General features: G+C 73.2%; 6 protein-coding genes. 5 read left to right on the top strand and 1 reads right to left on the bottom strand.

Annotated elements, in window-relative coordinates:
* The 3 genes from PPSIR1_RS45225 to PPSIR1_RS39580 form a co-directional block, all read left to right on the top strand.
* A partial coding sequence (locus PPSIR1_RS45225) for a S1C family serine protease (protein ID WP_006976943.1) occupies window positions 1–949 on the top strand: 949 nt, incomplete at its 5' end.
* Window positions 950–1,059: 110 nt separating this feature from the next.
* Window positions 1,060–1,875, top strand: a complete 816-nt coding sequence (locus tag PPSIR1_RS45220) for a Kazal-type serine protease inhibitor family protein (protein ID WP_006976942.1) — start codon at window positions 1,060–1,062, stop codon at window positions 1,873–1,875.
* Window positions 1,869–3,113, top strand: coding sequence for a hypothetical protein (locus tag PPSIR1_RS39580; protein ID WP_006976941.1), 1,245 nt, complete (start codon window positions 1,869–1,871; stop codon window positions 3,111–3,113). The genes PPSIR1_RS45220 and PPSIR1_RS39580 overlap by 7 nt, the downstream gene beginning before the upstream one ends.
* A 358-nt stretch (window positions 3,114–3,471) precedes the next feature.
* Here the strand turns inward: PPSIR1_RS39580 and PPSIR1_RS50980 are convergent, their stop codons facing one another.
* A complete protein-coding gene (locus tag PPSIR1_RS50980; RefSeq protein ID WP_157596466.1) occupies window positions 3,472–11,214 on the bottom strand; it encodes a tetratricopeptide repeat protein in 7,743 nt (2,580 codons plus the stop codon).
* Between the two features lie 379 nt (window positions 11,215–11,593).
* Here PPSIR1_RS50980 and PPSIR1_RS39570 point away from each other — a divergent pair, with 379 nt between their 5' ends.
* Window positions 11,594–12,601, top strand: a complete 1,008-nt coding sequence (locus PPSIR1_RS39570; RefSeq protein ID WP_198154721.1) for a hypothetical protein — start codon at window positions 11,594–11,596, stop codon at window positions 12,599–12,601.
* 38 nt (window positions 12,602–12,639) lie between these two features.
* On the top strand, window positions 12,640–13,022 hold a 383-nt coding region (locus PPSIR1_RS39565), incomplete at its 3' end, for a DUF294 nucleotidyltransferase-like domain-containing protein (protein WP_006976938.1).

The following is a 13,022-nucleotide window of genomic DNA, read 5'->3' as shown; positions in this document are numbered from 1 at the left end:
CGAGCAGGTGTTCGCCATCGGCTCGCCCGTGGGCTTCGAGGCGACCGTGGTCACGGGCATCGTCTCGGCCCTGGATCGCACCGAGGTCCTCGCCAACCGGCAGCTGCCGGTGATTCAGCTCGACGCCGCGATCAACTTCGGCAACTCGGGCGGGCCGCTGTTCAACCTCCGCGGCGAGCTGGTCGGCATCGCCACCGCGCGCTCGCGCCGGGGCGAGGGCATCGGCTTTGCGATCCCCATCGACCGCGTGCGCCTGTTCCTGCGCGCGCTCCAGGAGGGCAAGGGCGGGCGCTCGGGCACCGTCGGCGTGGTCCTGGACATCGCCCCGGAGATCGCCGAGCTCGTGACCCCGCTGGGCTTCCACAGCGGCATCACGGTCAGCGAGGTCGACGCTGGCGCGCCGGCCAAGGAGGCCGGGCTCGCCGTCGGAGACGTGATCGTGGCCCTCCGAGGCCGACGCCACGACGAGCTCGATCCGAGCCCCCGCGGCCGCGCTCGTTTTGCCCAGCTGTTCGGCGAGACCATCCGCTCGCTGCTCCCCGGCGAGGCCATCGCGGTCACCGTGGTCCGGCCCTCGAAGACCGGAGAGCGCGGCGAACTGATCGAGCTCGAGCTCACGGTCGAGGCCGCCAACGAGCGGGAGCAGGCGCTCATCGACGCCGAAGAGCTCCTCGGCCTCTACCTCGATCCCGACGTCGAGGTCCCGACGATCCGCGAGCTCGTACCCGGCGCGCCGGTCAGCGCCGTCCCGGGGGCTGCCCGGGCGCTGCGGGGCGCGACGATCTCGTCGCTGTTCCTGGAGGATGTCGACACCCTCGCCGAGCTGGGCGCGGGCCTCGAGCGCCTGCGCGGTTGGTCCGGCCCGGGTGGGCGCATCGCCATCACGTTCACGACAGCCCAGGGCCAGCCGATCCCGCTGAGCGCCTATCCCCTCAGCCAGCGGCCCTGATTTTTCGAGGCGATCGTGATCGCTCCGGGTCGCCCGTGGCACGAACCACTCGCATGCGACTGTCTTGGACACCCCACCGTCGCCGGCTGTGGCTGGCACCTGCCGCCGTGATGGCGCTCCTTCCCGTGGCCGCGCAGGCCGCCGAGCCGACCCCCGACGCCGTCGGAGCGCTCGAGGCCGACCGCCAGCGCATCCAAGAGCACCTGGCGACGGTCGAGGCGGACCTGCGCGCCGTGGACCTGGAGGCCCTGGAGGCCCGGGGCCTCGACGCCGACCAGCGCGACGCTCGGCTGGCGCTGATCGACGAGCTCCACAGCTACTGGACCACCGGCGAGTTCCCCCACAACCCCGTGCACTCGCCCAAGCGCCCCTACTTCTTCGACGCCGAGGGCCGGGCCTGCGCCGTGGGTCAGCTGGTCGTCGCGAGCGGCCACGGCGAGCTGGCCCAGGCGGTCATCGAGGGGGAGAACACCGCCTACCTGCTCGACATGCAGACCGAGGGGCTGGTCGACTGGGCCGACACCCACGGCTTTACCCTGCTCGAGCTCGCGCGCATCCAGCCCAGCTACTGCGGCTGTCCCCAGGAGGAAGAGCTGGTCTGCGGCGCCGACGGGGTCACCTACGCCAACGCGTGCGTCGCCACGGAGTGCGCCGGGGTCGAGGTCGCCCACGAGGGGGCCTGCGAGGGTCAGGAGCAGGACCCGGGCACCTGGCCAGAGGAGGCCGAGGATGAGACCGAGACCGGCGGAGACGACGAGGACGACGACGAGAGCGGCGGCGGCGAGGACGACGACCAAGAGCCCGATCCGCGGGGCTGCTCCCTCGCCGGCGCGGGCGGGGACCTCGAGGGAACCGGCTGGCTCGGGCTGCTCGCGCTGACCGGGCTTGGCCTGGGCCTGCGTCGCCGCCGGAGGCCGCCGTGCTGAGGCGCGCGGCGCTTGGGCTGGCCATCCCCGCGTTGCTGCTCACCGGCGCGTGCGTCGACGACGCGGACCCACAGGACGACTCCGCCGACGACGGGGGCGACGACGAAGGCGGGACCGACACGCCCGTGGCCTGGCTCGACAGCTGCCTCGACGGCGCCGAGGGGGGCTCGGTCAGCGCCGTCACCTGGACCGTGGACGAGGACTGGTTCTACGGCCCGCCCATGCTCCACCCGCTCCCCGACGGCGGCGTGGTCGCGGTCGGCGAGGTCCCCGGCGAGCTCATGCCCGGGGACGAGGAGCCCTGGCCGGGCGTCGTCGTCACCGCCTACGACGCCGACGGGACCGCGCGCTGGACCGACCGCTACGACGGCTACGTCGGCTTCGTCCCCGACCCCACGGGCGTGACCGTCGACGACCAGGGCCGCGTGTTCGTGTCCGTGTTCGACGTCTACGCCCGGATCGTCTACGACCCCGACGGCGGCGGCGATCGATCCCTCGGCGACCTCACCGTGCTCAGCTGGGACGCCGAGGGCCAGCGACGCTTCCTGAGCCGCACAGAGCCCTGCGGCCCCCACCAGGCGGGAGGCCTGGGCTGGGGCCCCGACGGCCTGCTGCGCACGGTGTGGGGCTTCGGTGAGTTCGACGCCCGGGCCTGCGTCCAGTCGGCCTCGAGCGTGGGCAAGGCCCAAGATCCCACCTCGGACAGCGTGGAGTTCGCCTTCCCGGTCGAGCCGGACGCGGGCTTTTACCTGCCCCGGGTCCAGCCCAACGGCGAGGTGCTCGCTGGCGCCTGGCTCAACATCGGCGACGGCCTGGCCCGCTACTCCGCCGACGGCGAGCTGGTCTGGTCCCGAGAGCTCGCGTCCGAGGACTCGGAGCTCCCGCGGGCGTGGCCGGGGACCGTCGGCGACTACACCGTGGTCAACTGGCGCGAGGTCGCCGACGTCCCCCTCCACGCCGTCGCCCTCGACCCCGCCGGAGAGGTCGTCTGGACCCACCCCGGCCGGTCCGCAGGCAGGACCTGCTCCGGCCACGTCATCACCGAGCTGGAGGGAGGAGGCTACGCCCTGGTCGACGGCCAGTCCGGCGAAGAGCTCGAGACCTTCGAGATCGAAGGCGTATCCCTCGACCCCGAGGCCGCCGCCGACGGCATCGACTTCATCCCCGCCCACGACGGAGGCCTCTACGCCACGGTCTACGCCGGCAGCTCGGGCTACGTCCTGCTGCGCTTCGACTAGCGGCCAAGTTCGCCCCAGCGGGCAGGGCCCAACCTGGCTTCGAGACGCCGCTGACTGCTCGACTCGGAGCCAACAATCTCCGCACGACGACGGGCACAACAGGGGCAAGGGGGTCGGATCCCCCAGCGCAAGGAGCCGCCCAAGCGCTCATCGAAGAGGAGCCCTTCATCAACCTTCGACAATCGAGATCAGCCCAACCCATGCCGTCAGGCGACAGCGGGGGATCCGACCCCCTTGACCCGTGCCCGCTCTCCATCAGAGCCGAGCCCCCCAACCAACCCCAGCACAAACCTCGCAGCAAAAAGAGCGGCCAGCCCCTCGGGACTGACCGCTCTTTCGCGTATCCAGGCCGAACCGTCTAGCCCTGGACCTCCTCCAACAACGCCGCCGCCTCCGGCAACTCCGGGTCCTCCTTCGTCGCCCGGCGCGCCCAGAACACCGCCCGCTTGGTATCTCCCTGAATCAGCGAGATCCGCCCCTGGCGGACAAAGGACATCGCCCGCGTGATCGGGCACTCGCCCTCCATCAGCGCGATCTGACGCAGCACCTTGGTCGCCAGGTCCCAGTTCTCCATCTGCTCGGCGAGGTCGGCCAGCTCCGCCGCGATGTAGCCGTTTTGCTTGTCGTTGGTGAACGCCGCCTGGAGCATCTCCAGCTGCGTCTGGTGGTCGCCGCGGGCGTAGGCGAGCCGAGCCTTGCGCAGCTGCAAGCTCGCCAGCTCCGGCGAGCGACCCGCGGGGGCCGCCTCGATGGCCGCGTCGATGATGGCCTCGGCCTCCCCGTACTGCTCGCTCTGGGTGTAGGCGTCGGCGAGCAGGCCGACGGTCTCCGAGTCCCCAGGATCGATCTCGAGCACGGCCTGAAGGGGGATCGCCGCGGCGCCGGGATCCTCGAGCTCGAGGTAGAGCCGGGCGCTGTCGCGCAGCAGGTTCAGGCGCTCGCCGTCGTCCTCGCTCTCGTTGGACTCCTCGATGAGCAGCTCGGCCAGCTCGCGCTTGGCGTCGATGTCCCGGTAGATGGCCATGAGCTCGGCGCGCAGCTCCGCAGACTCCGGCTGCTTGCGGCGGGCGAACTCGAGGCCCTTGCGCGCCTCCCCAGGCATGCCGAGCTCGCGGCAGGCCTGAGCCAGCAGCTGGGCCGCGGCGATCTGCTCTTCGCCGCTCTCGAGCGCGACGAGGCGGCTGGACACCTTGGTCAGCCCCTCCCAGTTCTCGCCCGCCACGTCGATGGCGCGGAGGATGTGCAGGGCCTCCCGGTCCTTGCGGGAGCGGTCGATCCAGGCCATCAGCAGGTCCCGGGCCTCCTCGGTCGCGCCCCGAGCCTGGCGCAGCTCGACCAGGCGGATCATCGGCGCGCGCTCGGTGACCATGTCGTTCTCGGCCGACGCGGCCATGCGCAGGGCCTCGAGGGCGGTCTCGAGCTGTCCCCCGACCCCGGCGCGGGTGTCCTCCGGCGCGAGGGCGTAGGCCGCCTCGAGGTCCTCGATGGCCTCGGCGAGGCGGTCGACGCTGCGCAGCACCCGGGCCCGGGCCAGGCGCAGCTCGAGCTGCAGGGCCGGGTCCTCGGCGCCCTCGAGGGTCTCGCTGAGGGTCACCAGGGCGTCCTCGGCGTGGCCGCTGAGGCCCAGGGCCGCGGCCAGGTCGATGCGCAGCCGGGCGTCCTCGGGGTCGACCTCGCTGGCCTTGCGCAGCAGCTCGATGGCCGCCTCGGCGTCGCCCAGCTGGTCGCGCTGGACCGCGGCCGCCTCGCGCAGCAAGGTGATGCGCGCGGCCTTGTCCTCGGTGGCCTCGGCCACGCGCTCGAGCATGGCGACCAGGCCGCCCCAGTCCTCGTTGCTGCGGTAGGCAGCCTCGAGGCGCTGGCGCACGGCCTCGTCCCCGGGCGTACGCTCGTAGGCGGTCTGCAGCGCCCGCATCTCGCCGTCGCTGTCGCCCATGGCCGCGCGCAGCTCGGCGAGCTCGATGGCCATGGCCCCGAGCTGCTCGGGGTCGGCGTTGGTCAGCCGGCGCTCCATCAGCGCCGCGCGCTCGTCCTCGTCGAGCTCCCCGTCGGACCACTCGAGCAAGATGGTGATCAGCTCGGCGTCGTCGGGGTCGGCGTCGAGGGCCGCCCGGATCACGTTGATGGCCTCGAACAGGTCCGTCTCGCGCAGGCGGCGGGCCAGCTCCATGCTCAGCGTGCGCACGGCCGGGGCGTCCTCCCGACCCTGCGCCGCCATCAGCTGGTTGCGCAGCAGGTCGATGAGCTCGTCGGTCTTGCCGGCGCGCTCGAGGTGCTCGGCGAGGAGCAGGTTGGCCTCGGTCTGCTCGGGGTCCTCGAGCAGCACGTCGTTGAGGATCGGCACGGCGTCGTCCTCCCGGCCCTCGGTGCGCAGGAAGGTGCGGGCCAGCTGCAGGCGCAGGACGTTGCGGTCGCTGGACTCCTGGATGCCGTCGAGGGTCTCTTCGACCAAGCGCTCGAGGCGGTCGACCATGCCCAGCTGGGTGTAAAGGCGCGCGAGGGGCTCCCACGCGTCGCGGATGCTCGGGTCGCGCTCGACGAGGCTCTCGTAGAGCTTCACGGCCAGGGTCAGGTCGCCCTCGGGGTCGCTGGCGACCTCGGCGAGGCGCTGGGCCTCGGGCAGGACCTTGTCGAGGTCGGCGACCTCGGCGGCCTCGGTCAGCCACTTGACCGCGCCGACCATGTCGCCGGCTTCGCGGCGGCGGGCGGCGAGGCCGAGCAGGGCCCAGTCGACGAGCTCGAGGCCCTCGATGCGGTCCTGGGCCAGCTCCACGGCGCGGTGCATCAGCGCCTCCGCGCGCTCGAAGTCCTCGAGGCTCAGGCCCAGCTCGACGGCCTCGCGGGCGCGCTCGAGCTCGGCCTCGGGCTGCTTGAGCCGGCTCTCGAGGCAGTGCAGCAAGATGGCCTTGTCGTCGCAGCGCCGGGCGACCCGCTCGTAGAGGTCGAGGAGGTCGTCGTTGCCGGGGTGGCGCTCGCAGGCCTTGCCGAGGATCATCGCGGCGCGCTCCCAGCGGGCGTCGTCCTCGAGGGCGTCGGTCAGCGCCGACAGGCCCTCGTCGACGGAGTCGGGGTCGGCCAGGTAGACCTCGGCCATGCGGAAGCGGGCGTCGGCCCGGGTCTCGGCCTGGTCGGCGCCGAGGTTGGCGAGCTTGCCGAGCAGCTCGACCTGCTTGTCCGAGTCGCCCCGGGCCCCGGCGATGCGCGCCTGGGCCCGCCACACGTCGACCTGGCGCACGCCCGTGGCCTCGGCCTGGGTGACGAGCTCGTCGGCGCGGTCGAAGTTCTCCCGCGACTCCATGACCACGGCCAGGCGCAGGAGCAGCTCGCAGCGGATCAGCGCCTCGTCGCCCCGGCGCATGCCGGCGAGGCGATCCTCGAGCAGCTTGGCGTAGCGCTCGGTCCGGCCCAGCTCGACCGCCAGGGGCTGGACGGCGTCGTGCAGGGGCGGGGAGCTGGGATCGGCCTCGACGGCCTGCAGCCGGGCCTCGAGGGCCGCGTCCTTGTCGCCCAGGTCGTTCTCGAGCACGTCGCCGAGGGCGGCGAGCACCTTGGCCTTGCGGCGGGCGCTCTTGACCCCGTCGCGGCGGGCCTCGAGCACGCGGCGGAGGAAGGCGAAGTCCTCGCGCTCGCGCAGGGCGGCCTGGATCCGCGGGGCCTGGGAGTCGTCCTCGGTCACGGCCTCGAGCACGGACTCGCGCAGCTCCGCGGCCTTGTCGGCCTGGCCGCGCTCGTCGGCGATGGCGGCCAGGGCCAGGTAGACCTCACCGGCGCCGATCGGCGCGTCCTTGCCGGCCCGGCGCAGGCTCAGCAGCAAGGTCCGGTAGGCCCGCTCGGCGCGGTCGTGCTGCCCGGCGGACTGGGCCGTCTGGGCCAGGTCGCGGAGGATGAGCACGTCGCCGGCGGCCATCTTGGACGCCCGCTCGAGCTGATCGATGGCCTCCTCGACCTTGCCCTGGGCGCTGGCGACCCGAGCCAGGCGGCTGTGGACCACGGCGCGCTTGGCCGAGCGGCGCCGGCCAAAGCTGGCGATCAGGGCCTCGAGCAGCTCCCGGGCCTCGTCGAGGCGACCGGCGCCGCGCAGGCCGTCGGCGAGCATCAGGCGCAGGTCCCGGTCGTCGGGGGCGAACTCGTGGGCGCGCTCGAGCACGGGCACGGCCGCCTCTGGGGTCCCGAGGGTGTCGTAGAGCTCGGCGGCCTCGCGGGCGTAGGCGACCACGGTGTTCGGGTCGCCCACGGCGCCCGCGGCCGTGGCCAGGGTCCGCGCCAGGCTGGCGATGTCGTCGCGCTCGCGGTGCAGGCGAATCAACAGCTTGCGGACCTCGCCGTTGCGCGGGGCCTCGGCGAAGGCGGTCTCGAGGGCCTGGACGGCCTTCTCGCGCTGCTCGGCGGCGATCCGCGCCCGGGCGAGCTTGAGCAGGATCGCCACGCGCTCGCTGTCCGGGGTGTCCTCGAGGCGGCGCTCGAGGTAGGTCGCCGCGGTGTCCGGGCGGTCCTGGCTCGCGTAGAGGCGAGCGAGGGCGTCGAGGGCCGCGTTGCTGGGCGCGAGCTCGACCACGCGCAGGTAGGCGCGGGTGGCCTGCTCTTTGTCGCCCAGGCGGGACTCGGCCAGCTGCGCCGTGCGCAGGAACAGGCCCGAGGCAGCCTCGGTGTCCCCGGCGTCGAGGACCTTGGCGGCCTGAACCTCGAGGACCTCGGCCAGCTCGTCGTAGCGTCCGCGGTGGTCGAGGAGCTCGGACAGCGCGGCGATGGACTCGGGGTGACCGGGGCGCTCTTCGAGGTTCGCGCGCAGGGTCTCGATGCGACCGCCGCGGGACTCGAGCACGCCGGTCAGGCGCGAGAGCTCGAGGCGAATCTCGAGGCGGCGATCGGCGTCCTCGGTCATCTCGAGCTCGCGCAGGCGCAGGCTGATGAGCTCGGACACCCGGTCCTCTTGCTCGCACAGCTCGGCGACCTTGGCGATGTCCTCGAGGTTGGCCGCGTCCTCGGCGATGACCCCGATGTACAGATCGATGGCGCGGCCGTACTCGCCCGCGTCGGCGAGCATCGCGGCGGCCCGGCGGCGCATGCTCTGGGACTGCTCGACGTCCACGGGCAAGGTCGCGCCGTCGAGCAGCAGGCGCACGGCGTGCTCGGACTCGTCGGCCTCGGCGCACAGGTTGACCAGGGCCTCGAGGGCCCACAGCGCGGCCTGTTCGGGCTGCAGCTCGCCGCTGGCCTCGTCGCCCCGGGACCACATGCGCGCGGCCTTGCGGTAGAGGCGGACCAGGGTGCGGCGGGCGAGGCCCTCGTCGCCGTCGTCCCCGAGCTCGAGGGCGACGCCGGCGGCCTCGCGCAGGGACTCGAGCTCGCGCTCGCTCAGGGCGTCGATGCGCAGCAGGGTCTCGACCAGCTCGGGGCCGTGGGTCTGGCGCTGGAGCTCGGCGAGGGCGGTCAGGGCGTTGTCGCTGGCCCCCTCGTAGCCCACGGCGCGCCCGGCCGCGGCCGTCGCCTTGGCGACGTTTCCGGCCCGCTCCCACCACCCGGCGACGAGCTGCTCGAGGCCGCGCGCGAGGGTCGGGGTGAGCCCGTCTTGGTGCTCGGCGACGGCGGCCTCGAAGGCCTCGGCGAGCTCGCCGAAGGCCTCGCTGGCCTCGGCGGCGGCCTCGAGGGCCTCGACGATCGGCCCCTCGGTGCGCTCTCGAGCGATGATCGTGCGGATGCCTGCGGCGGCGCACTCGGTCCAGCGCTGGGCCTGGGCGGCGCAGCGGGACACGGCCTCGTGGCTGTCGACGTGGCGCGGCTCGAGCGCGGAGGCCCGGGCGTAGGCGTCGGTGGCCGCGTTGGCGTCGCCGAGGCGGTGCTCGTGGATGCGCCCGGCCTCATAGAGGAGCTGGGCCGAGCGGGCCTTCGACTCGGACGCGTCGGCGGCGATGGTCAGCGCCTGGGCGGTCTCGGCCCAGGCCTCGGTCTCGGCCGCGAGGCGGTTGAGGTCGTGCTCGAGGGTCAGGTCGTCGGGCGCGAAGGGGATGGCGCGGACCAGGAGCTCGTGGGCCTTGGCGGCGTCGTCGGCCCGCTCTTCGTAGAGCGCCGCCGACTCGCGCAGGAGCCGGGCGCGGTCCGCTGGGCTCGGGGCGGCGGCGAGGCGCTCGTCGAGGATGGCCAGGCCGGCCTCCCAGTCTCCGGTCGCGCGGAAGGCCCGGGCCAGGGCCTCGCCGGCGGCGACCTTGCAGCTCTCGACGCCCAGCAGGACGCGCAGCCCGTCGCGGGCGCGCTCGTTGACCGCGTCGACGCCGAGGGCCTGGGCGTAGTAGCGGGTCGCCACGTCGAGGTCGCCGATGTGCTCGCGGTGGATGTCGCCGAGGCGGACCAGGGTCGACGCGGCGCGCTCGCGGCCCTCGCCGGCGGATCCCGAGAGCAGATCGGCGAGCTCGCTCCACTGCTCGGTCTGGGCCATCAAGGCGTCGAGGGCGTCGAGGGTCTGGGTCTCGTCGCCGAAGGCCTCGCGGACCTCGAGCCACACGGCGATGGCCTCGGGCAGGCGCTGGAGCTCGGTCAGCAGCTCGGCCGTGCGCACGAGGTCGGCGCGGCGCTGCTGGGCCAGGGTCGGCTTGGCGGCGCGATCGCGCAGGGCGGCGATCAGCTCGTCCCAGCGCTCGTTTTGCTCGAGCAGCTCGATGACCGCGTCGCGGGCTTCGAGGTCGTCGCCGTCGATCTCGAGCCGGCGGTTCCAGTCGGCGAGGGCGCGGTCGGCCTGGCCGAGCTGGGCCGCGAGCCGGGCGGCGTCGCCGAGGATGGTCTTGCGCACGGCGGCGACCCGCTCGAGGCGCGCGAGGGTCTCGAGCACGTCGAGGCGGCGGGCGTCCTCGCCGGCCTCGGCGAGCAGCTCGGCGAGGCTGTGGGCGGCGGCCAGGGCCGTGCTCTGGTCGAGGTCCTCGGTCTCGAGCACCCGGGCGTAGAGCTCGGCGGCCTGCTCCTTGTCGCCGAGCAGATCGCGGTAGGCGTGGGCCGCCGCGACCATCAAGGTCGTGCGCTGCCCGCCTTCGCTGGCCTCGGCGGCGGCGACCAAGGCCGCGGCGTAGAGGTCGTGCTGCCCCGAGCGCTGGGCCAGCTGGCGCAGCTGCTTGCGGGCGTCGGCGTCGTTGGGGTCGATGGTCAGCAGCGCCGCGTAGTGCTGCATCGCCCGGCCGTCCTCGCCGGCGATGCCCAGGCGGCTGCCGAGCTCGCGGTGCAGGGTCGACTTCTCGTCGTCGTCGACGAACAGCAGGGCCTGCTCGAGCACGCGGATGACGTCGTCGCGGCGGTCGGCGGAGTCGAAGTTCTTGCGCAGCAGGGACAGGGCGCGGCGGCGCAGGGGCAGGGGGGCCGCGTCGTGGCCGAGCAGGCGCTCGAGCAGGGCGCAGGCGCCCTCGTGGCCGGGGCTCTCCTCGAGCAGGGCCTCGAGCTCGTCGAGGCTGCGCTCGGGCACGTCGAGCTTGTCGAGGTAGCAGGCCGCGATGTCGACGCGGAGGTTGCGGGCCTCCACGGCGCTGAGGTTGGGCAGGCGCCCGCGCCACAGCTCGATGAGGTCCTCCCACCGCTCGCGCCGCTCGAGCAAGCGAGCGAGGTTGGCCTCGAGCTTGGCGTTCGAGCGGTCGAGCTCGAGCAGCTTGACCATGTAATCGGCCGCTCGATCCTGTTGATCGGCGAAGTCCTTGGCGACCTGCGAGGCGTCGTCGAGGAGGCGCTCGCGCAGCTCGACGTCGGTGGTCACCGCGAGGGCGCGGTCGTAGACCCCGAGCAGCTGATCCCACTCTTCGGCCGCGGTCAGCGTGACCGTGAGGCGATCAAAGGCCCAGTCGGCGCTGGGATCGCGGGTGATGATGTCTTGGAGCAGCGAGGTGATGACCTCGGGCTCTTCACCGAACCACTCTTCGTGGAAGTTGACTGCGCGCTGGGCGAGGTGCGAGGTGACCTCGGCGGACAGCCCCGCTCCCAAGAGATCGCGGTAGAGCTGCGCGACCTCGTCGGGCTTTTGAAGCTCGTCGGCGAGCTCTTCGAGGTGATCCCAGGTATCGTCACTATCGGGCGCGTTTTCGGCGGCGCGCAAAGCTGCAGCAAAAGACTGCTCGGTCTTCGAGGTCATGCGGTCCAACTCCGGTACTCGACCCCGAGATGGGGGTCGAAATGGAGCGAAAGTCTACCAGGGGCGGCGACCGCACCGATCGCGAATTTCCCGGCAATTCCGGGTAGGGTGGCCGGCTTCGGGCACTTTGTCACTGAGCGACCGGGCAGGTGCTACATGTGTTCCGATGAATGTTCGGCAGTGTGTGAGTTAAAATAATGGCCCCACTTTGGGGGCCGATCGGTGCTCTTTTGGGCCACCTTGGCCGGCGCGCAGAAGGGAAGCGCGAAAGCGAGCGGGGCGGTCCGAGTCCACGGGGGAGCTGGGCTAAGCTGCGCGGGTGCGGTCGAGGTCTCGACACCCAATCTCCGCCACCTCGCTCGGAGGCCCATGCCTCGCAGTGTTTCTGCTGGGGGCCGCGTGCGGCGGGGGGCCGAGTGACGCCGAGACCTCGGGGGTCGAGGCCGAGCCTGCGCCCGCGGGCCCGGTGACTCGGGAGAATCGGGCCGGGCCACCGCCGGCAGGATCGCTCGGAAACCAGGACGCGCTCTTGGCTCGGGCGCGCGCGAGCCTTCGCGGCGGCGAGCTGAACCCGGCGCTGCGCGGCGAGCTCTTTGCTTCGAGCGCGCCCCAACACCGCCACGCGGCGCGCTTGCTGCAGGCCATCGACGGTGGGGGCGAGCTGCCCGTGCTCGCCCACGCGGATGGCCCCGCGGCGGTCGAGGCCGAGCCCCGTGGAGAGGGCATCGCCGGGGTCCGCCTGCCCGAGCCGCCGAGCGTGGCCGCCGAGGACCCCCCGGAGCAGCCCCCCGTCGGTACACCGGCGCGACCCGAGGCCAACCGCCCCGAGCCCGATCGTCCCGAGCCCGGAGCCGAGGCAGGAGCCGAGGCAGCGCCCGAGGAAGCACCGGAGCCCGGCCCGAGCGAAGCGGGCGAGGCCGACGAGCCCCCGACACCTGGCTTCGATCTGTGGACCGCCGTCGTCGGCGAGGAGCCGCTGCTGGCCCGTCTCCCGCCGCCGCCGAGCCTCGACGAGGGCCACGAGAGCCTGGTCCCGCACCGCGACCCCAGCTTGGCTCGGGGCCTGGTCATCCTCACCCGCCTGGCCATCGGCGAGGGCTCGACGGGGGTCCAGCTCGAGCTCTCGGGGGCCGGCCCGGTGACCGTCGAGCGCCGCTTGTTGTCGAGCCAGCGCCTGCTCTTGTGGATCGACGGCGCCGGGGCCATGCCGACCTTCGCGTCCGCGCGCCCGCGCAGCCCCGAGCTCGCCGTCACCGACGTGCGCCGCAACGAAGGCCGGGTGGAGATCGAGGTCGAGCTCGCCGAGGGCTGGGCCTGCTCGGGCGCGGTCAGCCAGCCCAACGGCGCGCGGGTGGACTTCGTTTCAGGCGCGGTCCAGCCCGGGTAGAGGCTGGTCGGGAGCCAGCGAATCCGTACAATCTCCGCGTGTCTGTCCTCGAGCACGACGCGACCCTCCCGGTGCCGCCCGACGCCATGGCGCTGCGCGCCGCCCTCGAGCAGGCGCGAGAGACCGTCCGCGCCGGGCTGCTCGAAGGAAGGGGAGGCGGCGAGCTGCTCGTGCAGTTGTCCGAGCGGATCATCGAATTGATCACGCCGCCCTGCGCCCAGGCGGTGGGTCGCGCCCTGGCGCGCTTTGGCAAGCTGGCGATCGTCGTCGTCGGTGGCCTCGCGCGCAGCGAGCACTGCCCGCACAGCGACATCGACCTGATGATCCTGTGCGCCGATCCGATCGCCGAGGGCGAGGCGGAGGGCGAGGCCTTCGGCGAGTGGATGCGCGAGCTGTGCCACCCGCTGTGGGACGCGGGGCT

The sequence above is a fragment of the Plesiocystis pacifica SIR-1 genome, assembly GCF_000170895.1.
GTDB classification, from domain to species: Bacteria; Myxococcota_A; Polyangia; order Nannocystales; family Nannocystaceae; genus Plesiocystis; species Plesiocystis pacifica.
Note: the sequence above shows the minus strand (reverse complement) of the source record. Positions and strands in the feature narration are given on the sequence as shown.

Excerpts from the sequence above, each read along its gene's own strand:
- PPSIR1_RS45220 (WP_006976942.1), top strand. The coding sequence starts at position 1,060 with ATGGCGCTCCTTCCCGTGGCCGCGCAGGCCGCCGAGCCGACCCCCGAC.
- PPSIR1_RS50980 (WP_157596466.1), bottom strand. The coding sequence starts at position 11,214 with ATGACCTCGAAGACCGAGCAGTCTTTTGCTGCAGCTTTGCGCGCCGCC.